General features: G+C 69.1%; 18 protein-coding genes and 3 pseudogenes. 6 read left to right on the forward strand and 15 right to left on the reverse strand.

Going from position 1 to position 23,485, the window contains the following annotated elements:
* Nucleotides 1–379: 379 nt before the first annotated feature.
* From ACIBW9_RS33970 to nadC, 9 genes and pseudogenes are all read right to left on the reverse strand, one after another.
* On the reverse strand, nucleotides 380–1,450 hold the full coding sequence (locus ACIBW9_RS33970) for a histidinol-phosphate transaminase (protein ID WP_398960861.1): 1,071 nt from the start codon (nucleotides 1,448–1,450) through the stop codon (nucleotides 380–382).
* A gap of 3 nt (nucleotides 1,451–1,453) precedes the next feature.
* Entirely contained in the window at nucleotides 1,454–2,473 is a 1,020-nt protein-coding gene (locus ACIBW9_RS33975; RefSeq protein WP_398960862.1) for a 3-oxoacyl-ACP synthase III family protein, read from the reverse strand.
* Nucleotides 2,470–2,907, reverse strand: a complete 438-nt coding sequence (locus ACIBW9_RS33980) for a hypothetical protein (RefSeq protein ID WP_398960863.1) — start codon at nucleotides 2,905–2,907, stop codon at nucleotides 2,470–2,472. Before ACIBW9_RS33980 ends, ACIBW9_RS33975 begins: the two co-directional genes overlap by 4 nt.
* Before the next feature lie 186 nt (nucleotides 2,908–3,093).
* Nucleotides 3,094–4,872 (reverse strand): thiamine pyrophosphate-binding protein, encoded by a 1,779-nt coding sequence (locus tag ACIBW9_RS33985; RefSeq protein ID WP_398960864.1) that lies wholly within the window; start codon nucleotides 4,870–4,872, stop codon nucleotides 3,094–3,096.
* On the reverse strand, nucleotides 4,869–5,948 hold the full coding sequence (locus ACIBW9_RS33990; RefSeq protein ID WP_398960865.1) for a GlxA family transcriptional regulator: 1,080 nt from the start codon (nucleotides 5,946–5,948) through the stop codon (nucleotides 4,869–4,871). The genes ACIBW9_RS33985 and ACIBW9_RS33990 overlap by 4 nt, the downstream gene beginning before the upstream one ends.
* Nucleotides 5,929–6,584, reverse strand: a pseudogene (locus ACIBW9_RS33995) (carbamoyltransferase C-terminal domain-containing protein). The gene ACIBW9_RS33990 and the pseudogene ACIBW9_RS33995 overlap by 20 nt, the downstream one beginning before the upstream one ends.
* Nucleotides 6,585–6,769: 185 nt before the next feature.
* The gene (locus ACIBW9_RS34000) at nucleotides 6,770–7,063 is read right to left on the reverse strand and encodes a DUF1330 domain-containing protein (RefSeq protein ID WP_398960866.1); all 294 of its coding nucleotides are present in this window, start codon (nucleotides 7,061–7,063) and stop codon (nucleotides 6,770–6,772) included.
* Nucleotides 7,064–7,291: 228 nt separating this feature from the next.
* Entirely contained in the window at nucleotides 7,292–8,152 is an 861-nt protein-coding gene (locus ACIBW9_RS34005) for a PhzF family phenazine biosynthesis protein (protein ID WP_398960867.1), read from the reverse strand.
* Nucleotides 8,137–9,033, reverse strand: coding sequence for a carboxylating nicotinate-nucleotide diphosphorylase (nadC, locus tag ACIBW9_RS34010; protein ID WP_398960868.1), 897 nt, complete (start codon nucleotides 9,031–9,033; stop codon nucleotides 8,137–8,139). Before nadC ends, ACIBW9_RS34005 begins: the two co-directional genes overlap by 16 nt.
* Before the next feature lie 325 nt (nucleotides 9,034–9,358).
* On the opposite strand from nadC, the gene ACIBW9_RS34015 reads away from it, so the two are divergent.
* On the forward strand, nucleotides 9,359–9,751 hold the full coding sequence (locus tag ACIBW9_RS34015; RefSeq protein ID WP_398960869.1) for a winged helix-turn-helix transcriptional regulator: 393 nt from the start codon (nucleotides 9,359–9,361) through the stop codon (nucleotides 9,749–9,751).
* A gap of 287 nt (nucleotides 9,752–10,038) precedes the next feature.
* On the opposite strand, the gene ACIBW9_RS34020 is transcribed toward ACIBW9_RS34015, so the two are convergent.
* Together ACIBW9_RS34020 and ACIBW9_RS34025 are read right to left on the reverse strand one after the other, a co-directional pair.
* Nucleotides 10,039–12,306 carry a M4 family metallopeptidase gene (locus ACIBW9_RS34020; protein ID WP_398960870.1) on the reverse strand — a complete coding sequence of 756 codons (2,268 nt, stop codon included), beginning with the start codon at nucleotides 12,304–12,306 and terminating at the stop codon, nucleotides 10,039–10,041.
* A gap of 476 nt (nucleotides 12,307–12,782) precedes the next feature.
* Nucleotides 12,783–13,035: pseudogene (locus tag ACIBW9_RS34025) on the reverse strand (IS5/IS1182 family transposase); the annotation flags it as partial.
* Here ACIBW9_RS34025 and ACIBW9_RS34030 point away from each other — a divergent pair.
* Nucleotides 13,009–13,191, forward strand: a pseudogene (locus tag ACIBW9_RS34030) (TetR/AcrR family transcriptional regulator C-terminal ligand-binding domain-containing protein); the annotation flags it as partial. The pseudogenes ACIBW9_RS34025 and ACIBW9_RS34030 sit on opposite strands and share 27 nt — an antisense overlap.
* A 753-nt stretch (nucleotides 13,192–13,944) precedes the next feature.
* On the opposite strand, the gene ACIBW9_RS34035 reads toward ACIBW9_RS34030, so the two are convergent.
* Together ACIBW9_RS34035 and ACIBW9_RS34040 are read right to left on the reverse strand one after the other, a co-directional pair.
* Nucleotides 13,945–15,477 carry a hypothetical protein gene (locus ACIBW9_RS34035; RefSeq protein ID WP_398960871.1) on the reverse strand — a complete coding sequence of 511 codons (1,533 nt, stop codon included), beginning with the start codon at nucleotides 15,475–15,477 and terminating at the stop codon, nucleotides 13,945–13,947.
* Nucleotides 15,478–15,896: 419 nt separating this feature from the next.
* Nucleotides 15,897–16,985, reverse strand: coding sequence for an alcohol dehydrogenase catalytic domain-containing protein (locus ACIBW9_RS34040; protein ID WP_398960872.1), 1,089 nt, complete (start codon nucleotides 16,983–16,985; stop codon nucleotides 15,897–15,899).
* Nucleotides 16,986–17,086: 101 nt separating this feature from the next.
* Here ACIBW9_RS34040 and ACIBW9_RS34045 point away from each other — a divergent pair, with 101 nt between their 5' ends.
* Nucleotides 17,087–17,980, forward strand: coding sequence for a LysR family transcriptional regulator (locus tag ACIBW9_RS34045; RefSeq protein WP_398960873.1), 894 nt, complete (start codon nucleotides 17,087–17,089; stop codon nucleotides 17,978–17,980).
* Between the two features lie 285 nt (nucleotides 17,981–18,265).
* Here ACIBW9_RS34045 and ACIBW9_RS34050 read toward each other — a convergent pair whose 3' ends face one another.
* The gene (locus ACIBW9_RS34050; protein ID WP_398960874.1) at nucleotides 18,266–19,138 is read right to left on the reverse strand and encodes an aldo/keto reductase family oxidoreductase; all 873 of its coding nucleotides are present in this window, start codon (nucleotides 19,136–19,138) and stop codon (nucleotides 18,266–18,268) included.
* A gap of 141 nt (nucleotides 19,139–19,279) precedes the next feature.
* Between ACIBW9_RS34050 and ACIBW9_RS34055 the strand changes: the two genes are divergently transcribed.
* Nucleotides 19,280–19,717 carry a winged helix-turn-helix transcriptional regulator gene (locus ACIBW9_RS34055; RefSeq protein ID WP_398961008.1) on the forward strand — a complete coding sequence of 146 codons (438 nt, stop codon included), beginning with the start codon at nucleotides 19,280–19,282 and terminating at the stop codon, nucleotides 19,715–19,717.
* Between the two features lie 95 nt (nucleotides 19,718–19,812).
* On the opposite strand, the gene ACIBW9_RS34060 is transcribed toward ACIBW9_RS34055, so the two are convergent.
* Nucleotides 19,813–20,445 carry a TetR/AcrR family transcriptional regulator gene (locus ACIBW9_RS34060; RefSeq protein WP_398960875.1) on the reverse strand — a complete coding sequence of 211 codons (633 nt, stop codon included), beginning with the start codon at nucleotides 20,443–20,445 and terminating at the stop codon, nucleotides 19,813–19,815.
* A gap of 286 nt (nucleotides 20,446–20,731) precedes the next feature.
* Here ACIBW9_RS34060 and ACIBW9_RS34065 point away from each other — a divergent pair, with 286 nt between their 5' ends.
* Nucleotides 20,732–22,129: an MFS transporter gene (locus ACIBW9_RS34065; protein ID WP_398960876.1), complete on the forward strand. Its 1,398-nt coding sequence runs from the start codon at nucleotides 20,732–20,734 to the stop codon at nucleotides 22,127–22,129.
* The gene (locus ACIBW9_RS34070; RefSeq protein WP_398960877.1) at nucleotides 22,126–23,346 is read left to right on the forward strand and encodes an FAD-dependent monooxygenase; all 1,221 of its coding nucleotides are present in this window, start codon (nucleotides 22,126–22,128) and stop codon (nucleotides 23,344–23,346) included. The genes ACIBW9_RS34065 and ACIBW9_RS34070 overlap by 4 nt, the downstream gene beginning before the upstream one ends.
* Nucleotides 23,347–23,485: the final 139 nt, after the last annotated feature.

The raw sequence follows: 23,485 nt of genomic DNA on the forward strand, positions 1-23,485 counted from the left end.
CCTGCTTCCACGCGACCAGGATGCCTGCGCCTTCGCCCGGAGAACACACGCGCCGCGTCGCTCCTCGTACAACGTCCGAGGTTCGGCGGGCACCAAGGGCACATTGCCTCAGGCGGACGCATAGTGGTCGGGGCGATGCCCGCCGCCCCACCCTGCATGATGTGAACCTCCGTTGCCGGGGACCGGAGTGCAGGCGGTGTCCCGCTCCGCCGAGGCGCTGGTGTGCGTCGAATCCCGCCAAGCCGTGCTCGCAAACCGGCGGCACGGGACTGCCCCGCCCTGGTGCCGGCAACTGCCGATTTCCGCCCTGGCATCCGCCTCGGCCATGCTCACCCCCATCCTGCTGCTCATGGGTTTCGGCCTGCCGCCGTCCCACCGTTCACCGGCCGCCGGTGGTACGGGCCCACCGCCTCGTTCTGTGGTGCGTTCGGTGCACGCCTGCCTGACGCTTCGTGCCGGCCGCTCCTGCCAACGCGGCGAGCACGGCGTCGTTGGCCTCCCGGCTGCCCACGGTGATTCGCAGTCCCTCGCCGGGGTAGTGGCGCGCCTGGACTTGGGCAGCGGTGAGTGCCGCGGCACCCTCGTCGACCGGATCGGGGGCGGCGAGCCAGAGGGAGTTGGCGTGGCTCGGCCGTATGTGCCAGCCATACTGGATGAGTTGGTGGTGGAGCCGGTCGCGTTCGGCGACGACGGTGTCCACGCGTCGGCGCAGTTCGTCGGTGGCACCAAGCGATGCCTGCACGGCCGCCGTCGCCACCGCGTTGATCCCGAAGGGCAGTTGTTGCCGGCGGATGCGTGCCACCAGGTCGGGGGCGCCGAGTCCGTAGCCGACCCGCAGGGCGGCCAGGCCGTACGCCTTGGAGAAGGTGCGCAGGACCAGCAGGTTGGGGTGGTGGCCCAAGAGGGTGGGGCCATCCGGCAGATCGGCGTCACGGGCGAACTCCACATACGCCTCGTCGAGGAGGACGGTGACGTGCCGGGGAACGCGACGCAAGAACGCCGCCAGCGCGTCGGCGGTGACCAGGGTCCCGGTGGGGTTGTGCGGATTGCACAGCACCACGACGCGAGTGCGATGGTCGAGCGCCGCCAGCAGGGCATCCAGATCCTGGCATCCGTCGGGCGTCAGGGGTACGGGGACGGTTTGTGCACCGACCATGGCGCCCAGCAGGGGATACGCGTCAAAGCTGCGCCAGGCGTAGGCCATTGTGTCGCCAGGCTCGACCACAGCCTGCAGTGACTGAAGGGCCACTCCCACCGAGCCGCTGCCGACCACGACGCGGTCGGGACTCACCTGGCACCATGCGGCGATCCGCTGGGTGAGGTCGTCGGGATAGAACTGCGGGTACCGGTGGGCCTGTGCAACGGTGTGTTGCATCGCCTTGCGGACCGAGGGCAGAGGGGGGTACGGGCTCTCGTTCAGGGCCAGTCGGTGCAGCACGGGCATGTTCATCTGTCAGCCCCGCCCGCCGCGCCAACGCACGGCACCGGCACCGGCGAAGTCGCCTGCATGGGCGAACCCCCCGAGAACCACCAGGTCACCGTCCGCGACCTGGTGTGACCGGATCGCGCGGTCCAGGGTGATCGGGATCGCCGCTCCGAAGAGATTGCCGTACTCGTCGAAGGTGTTCAGATGCCGTTCGGCGGGTAATTGCAGCGCTTCTCGCCAGTTCCGCAGGAAGGTGCGGTTGGGCTGGTTGGTGATGAGGACGTCGATGTCGGTGGTCGCCACGCCGAGCCGCCGACACAGTTCGGTGACCACCTCCGGGACGAGGCGATTGCCGCGTGCCAGGACCTTGGCGACGCTGGAGTCGGTGAAGCCGATGCGCAGCTGGGACTCGCCCGGCTCCCAGTACTTGCGCCCGTCGTCGACCGCTACGGTCATGTCCCCGGCGTACTCGCCGATGTGCCGGGTCTCCACGTCGAGCACCGGGCTGTCGGCCGACGTCGTCACATAGCCCACGCCGCAGCCGTCACCCGGGATCGCGGCCTGGGCGAGCCGGCGTACCTCGGACTGCGTGAAGCACTGTCCCGCGGCGCTCTGCGCATTGCAGATCAGCGCGGTCTTCGCATCGGTGGTGCTCAGGATCTGCCGCGCCAGCTTCACCATGTACACGAAGGACGCGCAGCCCGCGTTGGCCACGTCGATGAGCCACTCCGGGTTCAGGCCCAGCCGACGTGCCACCTCGGTGCCGGCGCCCACGAAAGGCAGGTCCGGCAGCTGGCTGTGCACCAACAGCACGTCCACACCTCGGATCTCGTCCCTTCCATGCCGTTCGATCAGGGGCTGCACGGCGCGTTCGATCATGTCCGCGTTGGTCTCGTCCGCTGCCACGTGGTGCCGCATCGGCGGGACCTTGAACATGGGGTGGCTGCGCAGCTTGTCCTCGGCTCCGGGGTACTCGGTGTAGAAGTCCGCGGGGACCGGCTCGCCGGGCAGGTAGCTTGCGACGTCGGTGAGGCTGACCGTGGTCACTGCGCCACCGCCCTCACCGGAGCCACGCTGACCGGCAGACCATTGCGGTGGCGGTGTTCCAGGATCGCCTTCAGGTTGTTCATCTCCACGGTGTGCCCCGCGTAGAAGAGGTCCCAGAAGTCGCCCACCCAGGGGCGGTCCGGGCGAGGAGCCAGGTCAGGGCTCGGGTTGTCGTCGTAGTACGGGTGCCGGCAGTTGGTCCAGGTGATCACCGATCCCGGCTTGTCGAGCACCAGGCGAGCCGGCACGACGCGCATCAGGTAGATCATCCACAGCTTTTCGCCCTGGTCCCAGGAGCAGTGGTAGTCCACGGTCATGGCCTCGGGATGGGCGACCACCTTGCAGTAGATCCTGGTGTCGTCCTCAAGCCGGTCGTATCCGACCCACAGCCCCGGTGTATCGGCGGGCGCGAAGTCCCGCAGGCTGCTGTCCACTCCTCCAGGTGGTGACCCTGGCGCAGGTAGTCGTAGACCTGCTCCGGGGGGCAGTCGACGTACTCGTGGATGGTGCAGTACTGCCCGTAGACCTGGTGGTGGGGGTAGACGGCATGGGTGAGCTCCATGCAGTGGGCGGTCAACTCCTCCTTGCCGGGGTTCTCGATCCGCATCAGACCGGGGATGTCAGCCAACGTGGACGACGCCTCGCGCATAGGAGCTCTCCTTGCTGTCGGTGGCTTCGGTGCCTTGGGTGGCTTCGAGGAAGGACTGGAAGGGGCGGAAGGGAGGGATCTCACCTGGGTCGCAGTCCAGCGCGACGAACGCCGGCCCGCTGCCCGCGTTGCTGCGCAGCAGAGCACGGCGCAGGTGCGCAGCGTCGTCGGCTCCTGTGACCTCCAGGGACGGGAAGGCCGCGGCCATGCCGGCGGCGAGGTCGGTCCGGGAGAAGAGGTCGTCGCTGCGGACGCCGCCCTGGAGGTGCTCCTCACGCACCGCGCACATGGCATGGGCGTCGTTGTTGAAGACGACGAAGGTCACGGGTGCGGCGTACTCCACGGCCGTGTGCACTTCCATCCCGTGCATGAAGAAGGCCCCGTCCCCGGCCAGTACATAGGTGCGTCGGCCGGTGGCGAGCGAGGCGCCGATCGCGGCACCGAAGGTGTAGCCCATGCCTCCCATGCCGACCGCCAGCACGAAGCGGCCGTGGCGCGGTGCCGGGAGCAGATGGACCGCACTGGCCCCCGCGTTGCCGGCGTCCACGAAGACGTGCGCATCGTGCGGCAGCGCCGCCTCCACCGCGGCGACCGCCTGGGCGTAGGGGATGGTCCGGCCTCGGGCCTGTGCGTCCGTGCTCGGCACGAGCGTGGGAAGCGGGCCGGCGTGCTGAGGGCAGGCGCGTGAGCGTGGCGGGATCCGGCCGGTCACCGCGCGCAGCGTGTCCGGCAGATGGCCGATCAGTGCGGTGCCCGGCACGAACGGTGGTTCGGGATCCAGGCATACGACTTCGGTGGCGGCCAGGGCCCGTTCAAGGCCCCCGCGTGCCAGGACCGGCAGCCGGGTGCCGACCAACAGGCACACGTCCGCCCGCCGCAGACAGTCTTCGACGTTGGCATGGCCCATCACGCCGGCCACACCTGCGAATCGGGAATCGCTGTTGTCGAAGACGTCCTTGGCGTCGGGGGTGACCGCGACCCACGCGCCCAGGCGCCGGGCCAGTTCGGCCACCTCCGCACGGGCGTCCGTGGCGGCGACGCCTTCACCGGCGATGACGAGGACGCGGTCGGCCCGGTGAAGGGTGTCCGCCACGGCGGTGACGGCCACCGTGTCGAGCCGCACCGTCGATGCCGTCGACTCCGACGTGGGCATGCTCGGCGTCTGTGCCGCGCCGCGGCCGGGCAACTGGATCCTTGTCTGCTGCACGTCCTTGGGCAGCAGCAGGACCGCCGGCCCTCGCGGGTCGGTCTGTGCCGCCGCCACCGCCCGGGGCAGCAACTCCGTGAGCGAGTCCGCGTCATCGACCCGCGCGCAGAACCGGGAGACGGGTGCGAAGACCTCCCGGGCGTCGAAGGAGCCCGCCTTGCCGCTGGTGTCCTGGAACGCCCCGTGGCCCTCCTGGCCGGTCGGCGGCTGACCCACCAGGGCCAGCACGGGTACCCGGGAGGCGTACGCCTCGGCCAGGCCAGGCAGGAGGTTCAAGGCACCACCGCCCGAGGTGGCGGCAACGACGCCGATGCGCCCGGTGGTACGGGCACATCCGTCGGCCATCGTGACGGCGGAGAACTCGTGTTTGGCGACGACGCCGCGGACGGTACCGGCGCGGTGAAGTGCGTCGTACAGGTCCTCGATGTTCGCGCCGCCGACCCCGAACACGTGGGTGGCGCCGGCCCGGGCGAGCTCCCCCGCCAGGTGGTCGACCAGGCGTACCGTTCCTGCCTCGGGCGAGTCCGCGGTCGTCATGGTCATACGGGGCTCCTGTGCGTCTCGTGGTGCGGGTCGATGAAGCCGGAGGGCGAGATGAGCTGAAAGCGGTGCCGGTATTCCGTCGGGGTGAGTCCGAGGGTTCGCCCGAAGGAGCGGAAGAAGGTCTCGGTGGCGCCGAATCCGCAGCGGCGCGCTACCTGGCCGATCGTCAGATCGGTGGTTTCCAGCAGTTCGCGGGCGCGGGCTATACGCGTTCGCTCGATGTACTGGCCGGGGGTCGTGCCCGCCTCACGCCTGAAAACGCGGGCGAAGTTACGCAGGCTCATATTGGCTCGCCGGGCGATCTCGGCGACCGGTAAGGGGTTGTGCAGATTCTCCAGAATCCACTCCTGCGCAGCCCGGATCGGCGGATGGTCGGCCAACTGGGCGTCGAGGACGGCGCTGAACTGCGCCTGTCCCCCGTGCCGCTTGAGGAACAGCACCAGATACCGTGCCGTCTGCAGCGCGAGCGCCGCACCGTGATCGGCCTCCACCAGAGCCAGCGCCATGTCGATCCCCGTCGACACACCCGCGGAGGTCACAAAGGGGCCGTCCCACACGAAGATCGGCTCGGAGTCCACCGTCACGTCCGGATAGCGGTGGGCCAGCGCGTCGCTGTACGCCCAGTGCGTGGTCGCCCGTCTGCCGTCGAGGAGGCCGGCCTCGGCGAGCAGAAAGGAACCGCCGCATACGGAGGCAACTCTGCGGGACCGGGCCGCTGCCTGACGGATCCAAGAGACCAACGCCGTTTCCTGGAGCGCACCGCTGAGGCCCCACCCGCCCGGCACGAGGAGCGTGTCGATCGGGCCCTCCCCCGCCTCCAACGGGGCGGCCATCACCATCATTCCGGAACTCATCCGCACCAGTGGTGCTTCGGCGGAGACGAAGTCGATCCGGTAGGGGGCTCCCGCCGGGGCGAGAAACCGGTTGGCGGTATCGAACACTTCGATGGGTCCGGTGATGTCCAGCGCCATTGCGTTCGCGTACACCACCACCACAACACGTCGCTCAAACACGATCACAGCCTGTATCGGCCCACGGACTGGCTGCAATGACAGATCATTGACGTATCCGGCCATCGCACCGGTCTCGGGTACGGAAAGCCAGCGCTGGCCAGGCAGTTCGGACCGTGGGCAGACAGCAGCGGGTGAGGCAGCTCACAAGGCGCGGGCTGTGCCACCACTGCGTCCGGTCATGTCGCTGCTCTGTTCCCCTGCCTCCGGTAGAACTCGGGGAGCTGCGTGCGCCGTTGCAGTCATGCACGGCTGGCGACGCCGAACGGCCGGGACAGTTCGGCTGCTCCAAGGGCTGCGGTTCATCAGGATCACCGTGTTCGAAAAACCACCGGACGGCATCCAGATCGCAGGCCTGGAATGCGGCGAACGCGTGGGCTGGAGTCTCGACGGTGGGCTCGCGGTCGTTGAAGGACGTGTTCAGGACCAGGGGCACCGCGGTGAGCTGGTGGAAGTGCTCGATCAGTGCCCCGTAGGCGGGCGCGGCTGCCGGGCCGACGGACTCGAGGCGTGTGGTGCCGTCGACGTGTACGACTCCGGCGATCTTGTCGGGGGGCGGAGGGGCGGGGCCAGCAGTGTGAGCGGGCTGGTCACGTTCAGGTCGCACCAGGTGTCGGCGTGATCGGCGAGGATGACGGGTGCGAATGGCCGGAATGGCTCGCGGTGTTTGATCCTCAGACTGAGGGCGTCGGGGAAGGACAGCCCATCGCCGCCGCACGACCGGAGCCGTCAGCAGGTCAGGTCTGCCTTGGAGCTGCGGCCGTGGACGCCTGTGACTCGACCGCAGGAAGCTCGTCGAACGCGCCCGCCCGGCACCGAGGCCGACGCCCGAGCCGGGGTGATCCCCGTAGCCAGGCATCGTGTTCCTCCCTGCGCGGCATCGGTCGTCAGTCGAGGCCTTCGATGATGCGGAAGTCGCGCTCGACGCAGTCAGCAAGTACGGCCAGCGCCTCCTGGTAGGCCGTACTCGCGCGTGCGGCGACCGCCTGTTCGAAGCTGTCGAACTCGATCAGGATGGTGCGCTCGGCTATGCCGCCGTCGTGCGCGACGACCCGGCTGCCGCGGGAGAGCGTCCGCCCGCCCGCGGCCTTGACGGCTGGACCGGCCAGCTTGTCGTAGGCAGCAAGCCTCTCAGGGTCTGCGATGGTGCGGTAGACGCTGACCCAGTAGCCCTTGGCCACGGTACCTCCAGTGTTCGGAATGGATGATCAGAAGCATGCTCGGATCCATGCCCGGCGCGCTGGGTCCCGGAGACGGCGTCGAAGTCGGACGGCTTCGATCAACCGGCCGGGGCTGCGGCCGGGTGGGGCTCGGTGCCCCTGCGACAGATGCCGTCAGAACTGGCCCAGGTCTCACAGGAGCAGTTGGACGTGCTGCGCACCGGCACCCTCGCCTTGAGCGCGCAGGCCTCAGCGCATGACCGTGCGCACGATCGCTGCCTGGCCGCCGACTCGGATCCGGTCTCCCGTGCGGTCGCGGTGGACGGTCGCTGTGATGGTGGACGGTCTGCCGAGGTGGTCACCCATGTCGACAGCGAGGCGGTGGGTGCCGGACCCGGCAGCATGCGCTGCCAGGCAGGCCGTGCTGTTGGCGTTGGCGATGTCCTCGGGGACGCCGATCGACGGGGCGAACATCCGGGCTGCTGCCCGGCCGTGTCGGTCCGGGGGCGAGTAGGCGTAGCAGCCCAGCAGGCCGTAGCGGTCGCAGGCTGCGCGCAACAGGGTTGATTCCGGCGTGAGGTCGGCCACTTCGGCGCGGGATCGGAGGGGCAGCAGAAGTCTCGGCCGCCCGTTCGTCGCCACACAGGCGTCCCCGGCGACCGCGTCCATGGTCAGTCCGAGGCCGTCTGTGACTGCCCTCAGTTCGGGTCCACCGGCGCTACGCAGGCTGACCGGGCCCGTGTCGAACGACGCCGTCAGGCCGTCACCGATTCTGCCGGCCCGACCGTCGAAGCTGCGATGGGCTGTACGCAGGACGGCGCGGTAGTCGTGGTCGCCGCCTTCCGGTTGGGCGAGTACGGCGAGGGCGGCGACGGTGCCGTGGCCGCAGGCGGGCAGTTCGTCCTGGGCGGTGAAGAACCGCAGTGTGTACGCGGGCCGATGACACTCGATTCCGGTCGCACGGAGGAAGACGGCGTGCGATGTTCCCAACTCCGTGGGAATGCGGCACCGCTCCGCGTCGGTGAACGGCCCATCGTCCAGAACGGCGGTCGGGCTGCCACCCGCGCCGTCTCGCTGGCACGCGTCGACGATCGTTATGACCTCGGACATGGCACCGGGCCCGTGGTCAGCAGCATGGTGAGGTCCAGTGCGGGCGCGCTGTGCGTCAACGCCCCGACCGAGATGAGGTCGACGCCCGTCCCGGCGATGGCGCGAACTGTGTCCAGGCGGATGGTGCCCGAGGCCTCCAGCAGGATCCGGGAAGCGTCGGCCCGCCCGGCCCGGACGTTCACGACCTGCTCGATGTCGGCCACCGGCATGTTGTCGAGCATGATCCAGCGGGCTCCGGCGTCGAGGGCCTCGACGGCCTGCGTGACGGTCTGCACCTCGACATCGCTCTCCACGGTCTGCCCGGTGCGCGCCGTCCCGCGCCTGACCGCCTCGATCGCGGCGGTCACCCCGCCCGCCGCGGCGATGTGGTTCTCCTTGAGCAGGACCATCGCCGCGAGATCGAGGCGGTGGTTGTGGCCGCCGCCGGCGGTGACCGCGTACTTGTCCAGGGCGCGCAGGCCCGGCGCCGTCTTGCGCGTGTCCAGGATGCGCGCCCTGGTCCCTGCCACGGCTTGGACGTAGCGGTCGGTCAGCGTCGCGATGCCGCACATGCGCTGCAGGAAGTTCAGTGCCGTACGCTCCCCGGTGATCAGGCTGCGCGCCGAACCCGACAGGTGCACCAGGACCTGGCCGTCGGCCAGTCGGGCGCCGTCGGCGACGGCCGGCTCGACCTTGACCTCGGGGTCGACCTGCGCGAAAACCTCGGTGACGACGGAGAGGCCGGCGGCGATGCCGCTGTGCCGGGTGCGGATCTCGGCCGTGGCCGCCAGGCGCTCGGGAACGCTCAACTCGGTGGTGATGTCCTTCCCTGACGCGTCCTCGGCCAGGGCGGCAGCGACGGCGGCCCGGGCTGCCGCCGAGGGAGACTCGGTGATCGTCATCTGCTCTCCAGCTCTGAGTGGACGTCGGCTTGGTGGCAGCAACCGCTGACGAGGCAGCAGTGAAGTTCCGCCGGGCCGGTTTGCAGGACCTGGTGGGTCCTGCAATCGATCTCCCGCGTACACCGTCCGCGCGACTCGGCGCCGACGTCGAACCCGGGGTACAAGGCAGGTGCCACAACAGCCTCCTGCGCTTCGATTTCCGAAGCGGTTACCGATGCTAGCGTGTCGGTATCCGAAGCATCAACCCTGGAGAGCTGGACATCCCGACATGGCAACACCCAGGCCTGGCAGTCCTGTTCGCGGCTCGACCACCGGCCGCCCCCTCATGGCCGCACTCGATCTGTTCGGGCGGCGGTGGAGTCTGCGCATCCTGTGGGAGCTACGCGAGGGCCCGCTCGGATTCCGCCCCTTGCAGAAGCGGTGCGACGACATGTCCTCCAGCGTGATGCGGCAGCGCCTGACCGAAATGCTGGACGCCCAGGTGATTCACCAACTACCGGACAGCCGCTACGAACTCACCCCGCTGGGACAGGAGGCGCGCCACGCTCTGCACCCCCTCGCCCGCTGGGCGGAACACTGGGCGGCCATGATCGATCCGCAAGAGCCGGACCACACCGACGACCCGTCCGCGGACCACACCGACGACCCGTCCGCGGGCCGCGTCCCACAGCCGGACACCCTGGACGCCGCGACGCCGCAGAGAAACTCCGCGGACTGACACCCCGCCTCGGACCGGAAGCGGGGCGGGACCGCCCGGTCGCCGGGTTGCCGCGGCTCGGCCGAGCGCTGGGGACAGGCGCGAAACCTCCGCCCATCCTCACGGAAGCAACCCCCAGGTCAACGCCGAAGACCGTGCGCACCCCACGCGCTGCGCGCGACTTCGCGAACCGAACAGCCCGGCATGTGGCCGCCTCACCAGACAGGGACGAGAGCCCTCGTAAAGCGGCACAGCCAATAGCCGCTGCCCGGACCGGCGGGTCCGGGCAGCGGGGTGCCGTCTGTGGGTCAGGGCGTCAGCTGCCAGCGCGCGATGTATCCGACGTCGATGTTTGCCCGGTCCTGCACGCGCAGTTTCCAGGTGCCGCTCAGCGGCTGCGCGGAGGCGTCGACGGTGAAGGTCTGGTCGACGTTGTCGGCGGAGCCGCCGCTGCGGTTGAGCAGGGAGTAGACGGTGCCGTTGGGGCCGACCAGGTCGACGGTCAGGTCACCGCGGTAGGTGTGGACGATGTTGACGTAGACGGAGGTGGTCGCGGAGGCGTTGCCGTCGCGGCCGGTGATGGTGACCGGTGACTCCACAGCAGGGCCGTTGTCCGGTATGTCCACGCGGGTGGCGTTGGCGTAGACGTAGGCGATCCGCCAGCTGAAGATCTTCGAGACGGACGCTCCCGTGCTGTCGGTGACCTTGACAGTGACGTCGCCGGTGCCGAGCGTCGTCGGCGTGCCGGTGATCAGACCGCTGGGGCTGATGCTCAGGCCCTCGGGCAACCCGGTGGCCTCGTAGGTCAGCGTGGCTCCCGTGTTGGTGGTGTAGGCGTCGAGTTGGAGGCTGACCGCCTGGCCGATGCCGCTGGTCTGGTCGGCGATCGGGGCGAGGTTGACCCCGAGGGCGATGCGGTTTCCGACGTTGATCGCCGCCCAGGCATCGGCGACGGCGAGGTAGGTCGGACTGTAGACACCGAACAGGTCGGCAGCGGCGGAGAGGGTGGCGGTGCGGGCGCCGGCGTAGTTGGTGGTCGAGGTCATGTACGTCGTCAGGGCGCGGTACCAGATGGCGGCGGCGTTCTGGATGCCGATGCCGGTGACGGGCTGGCCGTCGTAGGTGGGACTGTCGTAGGAGACGCCGTTGACTGTCTTGGCTCCGCTGCCCTCGGAGAGCAGGTAGAAGAAGTGGTTGGCGGGGCCCGAGGAGTAGTGGACGTCGAGGCCGCCGAGGGAAGGGCCCCAGCTGTCGGCGGAGGCACCGTCCTTGGAGGGCTTGTCCATGTACCGCAGCGGGGTGCCGTCGCCGTTGATGTCGATCTTCTCACCGACCAGGTAGTCGCCCGGGTCGGCCGGGAGGTTCTCGTAGAACTCCACGGCGGCGGCGAAGATGTCGGAGGTCGCCTCATTCAGGCCGCCGGACTCGCCCGAGTAGTTCAGGCCGGCCGTGGCCGCGGTGACACCGTGGCTCATCTCGTGGGCCGCGACATCCAGCGCGGTCAGCGGGTGGTTGTTGCCCGAGCCGTCGCCGTAGGTCATGCAGAAGCAGGAGTCCTGCCAGAAGGCGTTGACGTAGTTGCTGCCGTAGTGGGCGCGGCTGTAGGCGGCGACACCGTCATTGCGGATCCCGTTTCGGCCGTACACCTGTTTGTAGTAGTCCCAGGTGGCCGCGGCGCCGAACGCGACGTCCACGCCGGCGGTCTGACGGTTCGACGGAAGGCCGTCGCCCCAGACATCGTTGTCGTCCGTGAAGAGGGTGCCTGTGCCCGACGTGCCCTGGTTGAGGTCGTACGTCTTGTGTCCCGCGCGGTCGGAGTCGGTGAGCTGGTACGTCGATCCCGACTGGGTCGTGCCCAGCGGGACTGTGCCGACGTACTGGCCGGTGCCGGTGCCGGTGTCCACCTTCTCGGCCGCCAGCAGCTGTTTGCCGGTGGTGGCGTCAGTGACGACCTGCAACTCGCTGGGGGTGCCGTCCTGTTGGACGCCTTCGACGACGCTCTCCCAGGCCAGAACGGGCTTTCCGGAGCCGGCCCAGATCACCGGGCGGGGCTTCCGCTCGACCTCTGAACCCTTGACCCGGGCGCGCTTCGAGGCTGCCTCGGCCTTGTCTGCGGCGGCGGCTGAGCGGATCCTCGGACTGAGCGAGGGCACCGCAAGGGCCGCCCGGCTCGCCCTGGTGACGGTGGTGCGCCCGCTCCTGTCGTGGACGACGAGATCGCCGCCGAGGACAGGCAGGCCGGCGTAGGTGCGCTCATAACGGGTGTGTGTGGTGCCGTCAGCGTCCGTGATGACGTCCTTGACGACGAGTTTCTCCTTGGCGCCGAGGCCGATACGGCGTGCCGTGTCGGCGGCTGAGCTCTGGGCGTTCTTCAGCAGAGTGGCGCGGCGGGCGGGCGTCAGGGACGCCGGCAGGGCACCGACCCGGGGCTTGGCGGTGATTTTCGTGGGGCTCGGGTCGGCGGGGGCGGCGGTGGCGTGGCCGGGAAGGGTCAGGGCGAGCAGAGATCCCAGGGAACTGAGAGCGACGGCGGTGGCGCGTCTGCGCCGGGCAAGGGTGCGGTCTCGCAGGGGCAACGGTTTCTCCTTCGATATGACGGCCCATGGGGGCCGCGGGCGGCACAGAGCGGCAGAGGGCGCCGGTCTGGAGGCTGCACGGCATGCGGGTGGAAGGAGGTGGGGGGTGAGGGCGGGGCTGGGGGTGACACTGCGGGTGCACCGCGTGGTGAATCTGTCAAGGAATGGTGAACTTCCTGCAGAAGAGTGACATCACACAGCTGCACTGTCATGAGCGGGTCAAATGATCGGCTGGAAATGGCTATGCAGATCAGGCAAATCGGAACGGACGACGCCGGTTTTCGGCCGCACACGACGCTGGACAGTCGTCATCGTCGCGGATGTCGACAGGCGGAGACACACCGGGGGCGTCGACTACGCATGCCCACGCCGCCGCAATCCGCCAGGACGGGCCTCATAACGCCGAGAGCAGCCAGACTCCAGCGCGGGATCTCATCGGTCCTCGAGTCTGGTTCTCGGGGGCCGACACCGTGGCCGCCCGCAAGTTCGCCGCCGCACGGGGCCTTGGTGCTGCAGCAGTAGACGGATGTCTCGGACAGCTCCAGGCCGATCATGTGGTCGTAAGCCTGGAGCGCGAGCGTGGACGGCCTCAGAAGTACCTTGTTCCGCTCGCTCATTGAGTCTTCGACGGATGGTGCGGTCCGAGCATCCGGGGCTGGAGGGGCACCCGTAGCCTGAGCCGTGGACCAGCGCGAGCACCATCTGGACACGATCTACCACCGTGCCGTCGACCGTGGGGAAGTCAAGGCGGAGAACCTCACCGAACGCATCAAGACCCTGCCCTTCGACCTGCTTCGCCACGAGTTCCTGACGACCTTCGCCGCCGCACCCGACCAGGTTCTCGAAGAGATCGTCGACACGCTCTTCCTCCCCCTGGTGCGTTGACAAGATCCCGTTCTCCCTGGTCAGCCGTGTCGCGCCCCGGCCTGTCCGCCACTCGGCCGGCACACTCGGAGCACTGTGTCGGTTCGGGGGTGCGGCCGGGTTCGTCGGCGTTGCCGAGCTTCCCTTCCTTGACTCGCCGTCATCACCGAACTGTGCACGAGGATCTACGCCCTATGCACCGGCCGCGGAGCGATCACCCGAACAAGCCTGATGCATACGAAAGTTCGAGCGCCAGCCGTGTCTGTCGGTTTGAGAATCGCTTCCGAGCATGGGGAACTGCGTGATCGCTTGGACCCGTGCCCGTTTGAACCGCTACGTGGCGGCCATGCGGAGGGGCGTCACGATCCCTGTCTGGGCAGTAACACCCAGCCCTCGCGACATCGCCTCATGGACCGTGCGGTTCGAGGAGACGCTCAGCCTCATGGACGTCGCCCAACTGGAAACTATCCGGCTCGCCTGCCCGAAGATCGCTTCCCCAACGCCGTGGCGGAACAGCCACGTGGGAAGTCATTGGAAGTCAACCGATCGCCGCGTCGAGCAGCGCCCCCATGGGCGCTGCTCGTTCGCCCCATTCGCGAAAGGAGCGCAGACCACATGCCCATCACCACGAACGCCCCTCGACTTCACGACCGTTACCACCAGGAACTGCGCCTGACACCCAACTTGGGTGCAGCCTTTGGGCGTGGGGCAGCGGTCATGAGCGCCCTGGCCGCAGTTGCAGGAGGTCAGCCCGCATCTGACAGCACCGCGAACCTATCGGCTCCGCAGCCGCGACTTCCGCGCCGCCAGGAACACCAGCGCGCCTCCCGCCACCAGCAGGAGGGCGGTGCCCGCCCGCAGCAGGACTCCGTCCGCGCCCGTGGCGGCGAGCCCGCCGCCAGTCGTCGTCCCGTTCCCCGTTCCCGCCCCGGAGTTGGACGCGCTCGCGGTGGCTGTGGCCGACGGGGACGCGGAGGCGCCGGGCGACGGGCTGGACGTCGCCGAGCCGGTGGCCTTCACCGTGATCGCCGCGGTGTCGTTCGCTGCGTCGTCGTCACGGTTGGGGTACTCGGGGTTCTCCACTGCCTTCACGCTCCCACGCGCGCCCGGGACGATCCGGTCGATCCGCACCGTGAATTCCTGGGTCACGGAGTCGCCCGGCCGGAAGTCCGTGCTACCGATGCTGCAGGTGTAGCTCTTCGCGCCGGCCTTGCGCGGTGTGCAGTTCCACAGCGGCCCGGGGTCGCCCTGCTCGCCGGGGCCGGGAGCGCCGGTGATGGTGGTGCCGGCGGGCGGGGTCACCACGAACGTGCCGGAGTTGTCGGCGTCCATCCACCGGAAGTCCATCCGGCCCGGCCCGTTGTTCCGCACGCCCACGGTGATGCTCACCGTCTCGCCGACCTTGCCCTCGACCGTGTCACCGAGCGCCTGGTAGTCGGCGTGCTGGGTGGTGGCGAAGGTGCCGTACCCGGAGCCGGTGAAGCCGGAGCCGGAGGCGACGGACTTCAGGCCGAGCGGCGTGCCGGTGCCGGTGTGGGGGAAGTCGGACGGGTCGAAGGAGTCGGGCGCGGTGCCACCGACCGGCCACGCGACGTAGGTGTTGTAGCCGTACATGGTGTCCGTGGCTGCGGTGTAGCGCAGCGGGGCGTTGGTCTCATAGACCGAGCCGGGTCCGACCGGGGTGTCGAACCGGCACCAGGCGCCGCCGTCGGGGTGGTCCGCGTAATGGCAGTTGGAGTGGTCACGCGCCAGAGAGACGCCTTCTGAGTCCTGCACCAGCAGCATGACGCCCTTGTCGGCGGAAGCTGTGCCGGTGTTGGCGAAGGCCGGGGTGCGCTCGAAGACGGCGCCGGGCGCGATGCCCTTCAGCGCCGGATAGGGCCGGAGGACGAGTTTCGGCCCGCCGACCAGGACGTCCGTCTTCCCCGTCACGGTAGGCGCGTCGGAGGCGGTGGCGGTGTAGGTGATGGCACCGGTGTCGCCCGCCTTGGCGGCCGCGGTGGGCTTCAGGAAGAACGGGTCGATCGACTCCTTGCCCGACAACGGGCCCACCGCGCACTTGACCTTGAGGGCGCCGGTGCTCACGCAGTCCCCCGTGACCACCATCGTCGCCTTCCCGGCGAGGGACGACGCGTCGACCACGACGGAGACGTCGTGGGCGTCCCCGCCCGAAGCGGTGATGTCGAGGTCCAGGTTCGGGCCCTCGCCCTCGGTGGGGAGGTAGTAGTTCTCCTGGGCGTCCAGGACGAGCGTCGTTCCGGCGGCGTGCGCGGCCGGGGTTGAGACTGTCAGGGCGGCAGTCGTCAAAGCGGCGGCCGCCGCTGTCCGCCATATTCTGGGTATCGTCAGCACACTTCATGGACACGCCAGGCCACTGGATGGTTGCGCCCGAGCAGCTGTCGGCTGAAGAACAGGAGTTCGTAGGTGCCCATCGCGCGAACCACCTCAGGCCTTGGTCGTAGCTACGGTGGGCCGTCCACAAGAGATTCGCGAAGGCCTGTGAGCGGATGAGGTGTATCCAGTCGCTGCGGTACAGCTCCCGGTTGTCGTTCGACTGCCGAGAGTCGGGACGGACTTCGCCCGGTTCGAACCGGGCGAGCCCCTGGTAGGACGCATCGGTGTCGTCCTCGTTCGTTTGACAGACCCTCAAAGAGCAGAACTATGTATGACTGCCTGTGCTCGTGCGGATGGCAGGTCGTGCGGGTGGTGTGGGTCAGTGGGCCGTGTCAGTCAGCTGATGGCATGAGGCTGGTGCGGTCGAACGGGCCACCGTGCGCGGCGGCGTACGCGATGGCGTCGTTGACGGCATCGAGGCCGAACGACCGGACCCGTTCGGGGGCGAGATCCAGAGTGCCCGAGGCGAGGAGCCGGATGATGCCGACATTGGCTGTGCGCGGGTACATCCACTGCCCGCGCACGGTGATCGAGTTGCGCATGATCCATGGATACGGGAGTGCGAGGTCGTCGCCACCGAGCATGCCGACGCCGCCCATGAGAACGACGCGGCCGTACTCCCGCACTGTCATGGCTGCCGCGCGCGAGGCCGAGCTGGGTGCGCTGGGCGGGAGCAGGTCGATCACCATGTCGATCGGGCCGCCGGCCGCCGCGGACATCGCCGCGCGGTCGGTGGCCTCGTCTCCGGTCAGCGGGATCGGGCGCAGACGCGAACCGAAACGGTCGGCGAGGAGGTCGAGCGCGGCCTGGTGGCGGCCTGGGGCGACCACGCGGCCCGCGCCCATCGCGAGCGCGACCGCGACCGCGCTGCTGCCGAGGTTGCCGGTGGCCCCGCTGACGAGCAGCGTCTCTCCGGCCGCGAGGCCGCCTGCCAGCAGCCCGCCGTAGGAGATGGCGTGCACCGTGAGTGCGGCCCAGCGGGCCGGATCCTCCCCTGCCATGGCGGGCAGCGGGTAGACGTTCTCCGTCGGGACCCGCATGAGCTCGGCGAACGAACCGTCGTGCAGGTACCGGGCGAGCCGTGCGCCGCCCTCTCCGCGCGAACTCCAGCCCTGGAGCGTGATGTCGGGCGTCAGGGCATCGTCCCGCGAGCGCACCGTCGCGTCGCACCACACCAGGTCGCCGACCCGCAGCCGGGTGGCGTCAGGGCCGACGTGGACGATCCGCCCCACTCCACCGACACCGGGCACGACAGGAGGGACCAGGGGGTACTTCCGCTGGCCGCCGAAGACTTCGGCCGCGTAGGGCGCCACGCTGGCGGCGAGGACCTCGACCACAACCTCACCGGCCTCCGCCTCGGGGTCGGGCACCTCCCGCACCGTGAGCGGGGCGCCGAACTGCGTCAGAACTGCTGCTCGCACGTGATGACCTCCGTGTACGTCCGTGCTCGTGAGATCGACACTAGGAGCGGGACGAGCATGCGGGAAGCGAGGATCCAGCATCTGTGGTATGCGTATCGCGCATGGACATCTCCAGCACGGGACTGCGGGTTCTACGGCAGATCGCCGAGTCCGGCAGCTTCACCGCGGCAGCTGCCCGACTCGGCTACACCCAGTCGGCCGTCTCACGCCAGGCCGCCGCCCTCGAACGCAGTGTCGGCGCCAGCCTGTTCGAGCGCCGCCCGGACGGGGTGCGCCTCACTCCGTCCGGCCTGACCCTGCTCCGGCACGCCCACACGGTCCTCGCCTCGCTCGCAGCGGCCGAGCGTGAGCTCGCCGACACCGTCCCGCAGACCGAACTGGTGCGGCTCGGGGTGGTCCAGAGCGCGGGCTCGGCGATCCTGCCCGCCGCACTCGCACACCTCGCGGCGGCCGACCCGCAGATCACGGTCACCACCCGCGAGGGCACCACTCCCCTCTTGATCCGGGCGCTGCGCGCGGGCTCGCTCGACCTCGCCATACTGGTGTCCCGCCCACCCCACCGGCCCTTCGACGGCGACGCGCCGCGCTTGCACGTCGAGACCGTCGCGGACACCGACCTCGTCGTGGCCGTGTCTTCGACCGGAGACTTCGCCGGACGCACCACGGTGCACGTCGACGAACTGGTCGACGCCGCATGGATCGCCACCCCGTCATCAAGCTCTGAGCCGCTGCTCGGCGTCTGGCCCGGCCTGCCCGGACGGCCGCGCATCATCCACTCCGCGCGCGACTGGCTGACGAAACTACAGTTGGTCGCCGGCGGCTTCGGCGTGACCACGGTGCCGTCCCGGCTCTCACCGGTGCTGCCGCCCGGGGTGAGCCTGCTGCGCGTCGACGGCGCGCCACCCGAGATCCGCCGGGTGCTCGTGGCACGCCTAGGCGGCCACCCCGTCCCGGCGATCACGGCCGTCACCCACGCGATCGCTTCGACCGCATGAACCGCCGCCAACGCCGCGCACCATCGCGTGTGCCCCTTCCCCCTCACGGATGAGGCACCGCGGTCACCGTCGGCCTGTTCTTCGCGGTACTGGCGATCGGCTTCGCCGTCGTCGCAGCCCTGCACGTACTCCGCGCTCCCGGCGGCCGCGCACAACGCCCGCCGGACAGCCAGCCTTCTGCGGATGGGGGCTTGGAACCCTCTTCCTCGGGAGACCCAGCCACCTACCCGGCCGCCGAGGCGGGTGAGCTGCCACCGCGGTTGCGGGCCGTGTGTCTCGGGGCATTCAGCGGCTGATGTCGTCCAGCTCGGTCAGGTCCTCGTGGGAGAGGGAGAGTCCCGCGCCGGTGATGTTCTCGCGCAGATGTGCCGTCGATGACGTGCCGGGGATGAGCAGGATGTTCGGTGATCGCTGCAGCAGCCAGGCCAGTGCAACGGACATCGCTGTTGCCTCCAGTCGAGCGGCGACCGCCGAGAGCGCCGAGGACTGAAGCGGGGTAAAGCCCCCGAGGGGGAAGAAGGGCACGTACGCGACGCCCTCGGTGGCGAGCCTGTCGATGAGCTTGTCGTCGTGGCGGTGGGCGAGGTTGTACATGTTCTGCACACACACGATCGGCGCGATGCTCTGTGCCTCGGTGACCTGCTCCTCGGTGGCGTTACTGACCCCGAGATGGCGGATCAGGCCCTGCTCCTGGAGCTCGACGAGCGTCTCGAACGCCTCGGCGAGCGGGCCGGGTCGGGGACCTTCGGCGTTGCCGAGTCGGAGGTTGACCAGGTCGAGTACGTCGAGCCGGAGGGACTTGAGGTTGTCGTGGACCTGGTGGCGCAGATCCTCGGGTCGCCGGGCCGGGGGCCAGCCACCCTGTTCGTCTCGTGTCGCGCCCACCTTGGTCGCGATGTGCAGCGATGCGGGATAGGGGTGCAGTGCCTCGCGGATCAACTCGTTGGTGACACGCGGCCCGTAGGCGTCGCTGGTGTCGATGTGGGTGATGCCGAGGTCGACCGCTTCCCACAGAACGGCCAGGGCACCCTCGCGATCGGCCGGTGGCCCCATGACCCACGGGCCGGCCAGTTGCATGGCGCCGTAGCCGAAACGGGTGACGGTCAGGTCGCCCAGCGTCCAGGTGCCGCCGGGAAGAGAGAGGGAGGGTGTGCTCATCTGGTTGCCCTTCGTCGTGCCTTTGGGGGTTGGCGTCTGCTGCCTCCCTGTATCAGCATTGGAGAGAAACTTCCCATGAGGAAGTAGGCACTTTGGAGTGCGTAACCCACCCATCGGTGAGAGGTGCGATCAGTGACGACGATGAAGGCGGCCCAGAAGAGGGCTCAGGCCAAGGTGGAGTACAACGCGTTCCTGGCAGAGTGCCCCAGTCGGCAGCTGCTCGACCGCATCTCGGACAAGTGGGTCGTCCTGATTCTGTGTGCACTGGGCGGCGACAACAGCCCTGGCCGGCCCGTTGCGGCACCCGCAGACGCTCCGAAGGCGATGCGTTACTCCGAGCTCGCTCGTCTTCTGGCCGGGGTCAGCCAGAAGATGCTGACCCAGACGCTACGGTCGCTGGAGCGCGATGGTGTGGTCACCCGTACCGTGACGCCGACCGTCCCTGTCACCGTCTCCTACGAGCTGACCGACCTCGGTCTGTCGCTCCACCACATGACGCGGGGGCTCAGAAGCTGGGCGCAGACGCACATGGCCGAGGTCCTCGCTAACCGCGGGAACTACGACTCACGCACCTCCTGACGACTCACATCCAACGGTCGGGAGCTCTACGGAGGGAGGAGAAGCGGGAGGAAACGTGGGCTGACGACGCGCTGTTCTTCCGTGCCGCCCCAGCCCTACTTGGCTCGGTATGCCCGGAGAAAGGTCCGCACTCCCTCGACGACGAGTGGCCGGACGCGGGTGTCCTCCGCGGCATTCGCGGAACCGAGCCTGTCCAACGCGACGCCGAAGGTCAGCGCAATGAACTGGTCGGCCGCGAGCCGGGGGTCGGGGACGTCGAGCAGCCCGGCCGCGGCGAAGGCGGCGAACCGCTCGGCAATCGCCTCGTCGGGCGTGTCGGCCATGGAGTTGTAGCCCCGGTGCGGCAGGTGGCCGGATTCCGCCCGGACCAGGCGTTGCAGCGTTGCGTACTCCGCCGAGCCGAGCATGTCGGTCGCGATCCGCATCGAGAACGTGACCAGGGCGTCCTCGAGATCGGCGGCCTCGGAGAGGTCGGTGAGGGTGTCGTCGAGGGTGTGCCGGATCGTGGTGATCATCGACTGGCCGATGGCGTCGACGACCGCATGCAGCAGCGTCTGCTTGTCGCCGAAGTAGTCGTAGACCGTCCGCTTGGACACCCCGGCCCGGGCGGCGATCGCGTCGACGCTGGACCGGTCGAAGCCGTCGGCGAGGAACAGTTCCCTGGCTGCCGAGAGGATGGCGGTCCGCTTCCGCTCGGATCCCTCGCGCAGTGTCTTCGTGGTCGGCATGGGCACATCCTAGCCCTTCTACACTGCACGGTGTAGTGTAGTATCGGAGTCGGCGCGGGCCGCACTCGTACTCCTGCTCCGCCCGGCTCAGCCGCGCATGTGTCACCTCGGGGACCACTGTTTCCGGTTCACGCCGCCGGACGACCTCCGACCTGTCCACAAAGCACGCTGCACACCGCACCCCGCGTGCACGGCCGTTGTGTCCGCACCGGGCCCGGCAAGGCGGCAGCAGCGCTACGCATACGGCCGGGCCCTTTCTCGCCCGGTAGTCACGGAAAGGATGTCCATGACCGCAACTCTGGCTCCACCGGTCCGCATCGGGAAGGCCGCTGTCGGTGCCCTCGGCATGCTGGCAGTCGCCACTGGTGCCTTGGAGTCGGTGGTGACGCCGACGCTCCCGCTCCTGCAACGCGAGCTGGACATGAGTCATGCCGAAGGGGCGTTGCTCAGCATCGTGCTGCTCATCACCGGCGCGCTGGTCACACCGGTCGCGGGCAAGTTAGGCGACCGCTACGGCGGAAAACGGGTCCTGATCCGGCTGATGGCGGTGGTCTCGGCCGGTGGCCTGGTGTCCGCCCTGGCACCGAACCTGCCTGTGCTGCTGCTCGGCCAGGTACTGCAGGGGGCGATGGTGGGCGCGCTGCCCCTGTCGTTCATCGTGGTGCGCAAACACCTCCCCGCGGGAGAGTCGAAGGTGGCCATCGGAGTGGTCAGCGGGTTGTTCGTGGGGGGCGGGATGGCGGGAACGCTGTCGGCCGGGCCCGTGGCGGAAGGGCTGTCCCGGCACTGGATGTTCGCGCTGCCGACGATCGCCGTCCTCGGGGCCACGATGCTCGTGAACAGCCTGATGCCGCATGATCCGCCGGGCCGGTCGGACGAAGCCGGGGTCGACTGGCCCGGCCTGATGCTCTTGAGCGGGACGCTGGTCACACTCATGCTCGTGCTCGCGGTGGCACCCGACATCCGCTCGCAGCCACTCGTGCTCGGCGCCCTCATCGTGGCTCTGGCCGTCTTCGTGACCGGCTGGACAGCCGTTGAGCGTCGTGCGGTCTCGCCAATGGTCGATCTGCGCATGCTGGCACGGCCTGCCATGTGGAAGTCGTGTGTGCTGACGTTCGTGATGTGCGTCGGTACCTCGGTGGCGGTCTATCTCGTCCCGCAACTGTTCGCGGTGTCCGCCGACGAGTACGGTTTCGGGGCCGGCGCCACCGAGATCGGCTTCTACCTGCTGCCCGGCGCCCTGGCCGCGTCGCTGGCCGGGCCGATCAGCGGGATCGGGGCGCGGCGTTTCGGCTCGCGTGCCGTGGTCACCACCGGGATCGTCCTCATGACCGCCGCCCTGATCGCTCTGGCAGCCGTGCACACCGAGGTCTGGCACCTCGTCATCGGCAAGGCGATGATCTCGCTCGCCAACGGCCTGTGCGTGACGGCGCTGGTGACCACCACCGCCACTTCCGTCGATCAAAGTGACACCGGCATCGCCACCAGCCTCGTCCTGGTGACTCGCGTGCTCGGGTACGCCGTGGGTGCGCAGATCGGTGGTGCGCTCCTCACCGCCGGGACCCCTTCCGGGTCGGATACCCCGGCCGAATCGGCTTTCGTCACCGGGTTCGTCATAGCCGGCGCCGTCACGGCGCTGTCCCTGCTCGTCGGCCGCACCATGAGCAAAGGAGTCAACGCATGACCCACACCGATCTGTTGAGGGACACCCGCACCAGGCCAGGGCGCAAGGTCCTGATATCCGGGGCGAGCATCGCAGGGCCCGCCCTCGCGTTCTGGCTGAACCGCTACGGATTCGCCGTCACGGTCGTCGAGAAGGCAGGCACACTTCGGGACGGCGGCTACCCCATCGACGTACGCGGCACCGCACTTGAGGTCGTCCGGAGGATGGGAATCCTGCCGCGGCTGCGGGACGCGCACATCGACCTGCGCCGGCTCACCTTCCTCGACAGGGACGGAAGCGAGGTGGCCTCGCTCAACCCGCACACCGTCACCGGCGGCGTCACGGGACGGGACCTGGAGGTGCGGCGCGGGGATCTGACCGACGCTCTCTACACGGCGGTCCGTGACGACGTGGAGTTCTTGTTCAACGACTCCATCGAAACCCTCGACCAGTCCGGCCGCGGGGTCGACGTCACCTTCCGCGGGGGCAGCAGGCGTACGTTCGACATGGTGTTCGGTGCGGATGGTCTGCACTCACGTACCCGCGAGTTCCTCTTCGGTCCCGAAGATCAGTTCCACCGGTACCTCGGCTACTGCTTCGCCGTGTTCACCATGCGCAACACCTTCGGCCTCTTCCGCGAGACCGTGATGTGGAACGCCCCGGGCAGGGCCGCGGCACTCTACGCCGTCGGGGACGACGAGGACGTGCACGCCTTCCTGAACTTCGCCCACCCGGAACCGCCGTTCGACGCGTTCCGGAACCCCGAAGCCCAACGGGACCTGGTCGCCGCGGTCTTCACCGACGCGGGATGGGAGGTCCCGGGCATGCTTGCCGCCATGCGGGACACGGATGACCTGTTCTTCGACACGGTCGGCCAGATCCGCATGCCCCGCTGGTCCAGCGGCAGGGTCGCGCTGGTGGGCGACGCCGCGTACGCACCCTCGTTCCTCACCGGACAGGGCACCAGCCTCGCCCTCGTCGGCGCGTACATGCTCGCCGGTTCCCTGGCCGACCGGGACCACGCCGCGGGCTTCGCCGCCTACGAACACAACACCCGTGAGTTCGTGACCGTGAACCAGGACCAGGTCGGCAAGGGCGACGCCACACTCTTCCCCACCACCGCCCGCGCCCTGGAGCAGCGCAACGCGATGCTGCGCAATCTCAGTACCCTGCCCTCCGCGGAGGGACGACCGGCCCACTCGGCCCTCACCCTGCCCGCATTCATGCCCATGACCTGAGCCCGGGCACGCGCACGGATGACGGGCGTCACCGGCGGTCGGGGCCGTCAGCCTGGACCCGGCACCGGTGACGGTGGACACGCTGATCGCGGAGCGCCACTACTCCACGCCGACCAACTGGGCGCCACGGGACGACAGT

The organism is Streptomyces sp. NPDC049541 (assembly GCF_044465725.1).
Taxonomy (GTDB): domain Bacteria; phylum Actinomycetota; class Actinomycetes; order Streptomycetales; family Streptomycetaceae; genus Streptomyces.

Coding starts and splice junctions, on each gene's coding strand:
- ACIBW9_RS33970 (WP_398960861.1), bottom strand. CDS start 1,450: ATGAACATGCCCGTGCTGCACCGACTGGCCCTGAACGAGAGCCCGTAC.
- ACIBW9_RS33985 (WP_398960864.1), bottom strand. CDS start 4,872: ATGACCATGACGACCGCGGACTCGCCCGAGGCAGGAACGGTACGCCTG.
- ACIBW9_RS33990 (WP_398960865.1), bottom strand. CDS start 5,948: ATGGCCGGATACGTCAATGATCTGTCATTGCAGCCAGTCCGTGGGCCG.
- ACIBW9_RS34005 (WP_398960867.1), bottom strand. CDS start 8,152: ATGTCCGAGGTCATAACGATCGTCGACGCGTGCCAGCGAGACGGCGCG.
- nadC (WP_398960868.1), bottom strand. CDS start 9,033: ATGACGATCACCGAGTCTCCCTCGGCGGCAGCCCGGGCCGCCGTCGCT.
- ACIBW9_RS34015 (WP_398960869.1), top strand. CDS start 9,359: ATGGCCGCACTCGATCTGTTCGGGCGGCGGTGGAGTCTGCGCATCCTG.
- ACIBW9_RS34045 (WP_398960873.1), top strand. CDS start 17,087: ATGGACATCTCCAGCACGGGACTGCGGGTTCTACGGCAGATCGCCGAG.
- ACIBW9_RS34050 (WP_398960874.1), bottom strand. CDS start 19,138: ATGAGCACACCCTCCCTCTCTCTTCCCGGCGGCACCTGGACGCTGGGC.
- ACIBW9_RS34055 (WP_398961008.1), top strand. CDS start 19,280: ATGAAGGCGGCCCAGAAGAGGGCTCAGGCCAAGGTGGAGTACAACGCG.
- ACIBW9_RS34060 (WP_398960875.1), bottom strand. CDS start 20,445: ATGCCGACCACGAAGACACTGCGCGAGGGATCCGAGCGGAAGCGGACC.
- ACIBW9_RS34065 (WP_398960876.1), top strand. CDS start 20,732: ATGACCGCAACTCTGGCTCCACCGGTCCGCATCGGGAAGGCCGCTGTC.
- ACIBW9_RS34070 (WP_398960877.1), top strand. CDS start 22,126: ATGACCCACACCGATCTGTTGAGGGACACCCGCACCAGGCCAGGGCGC.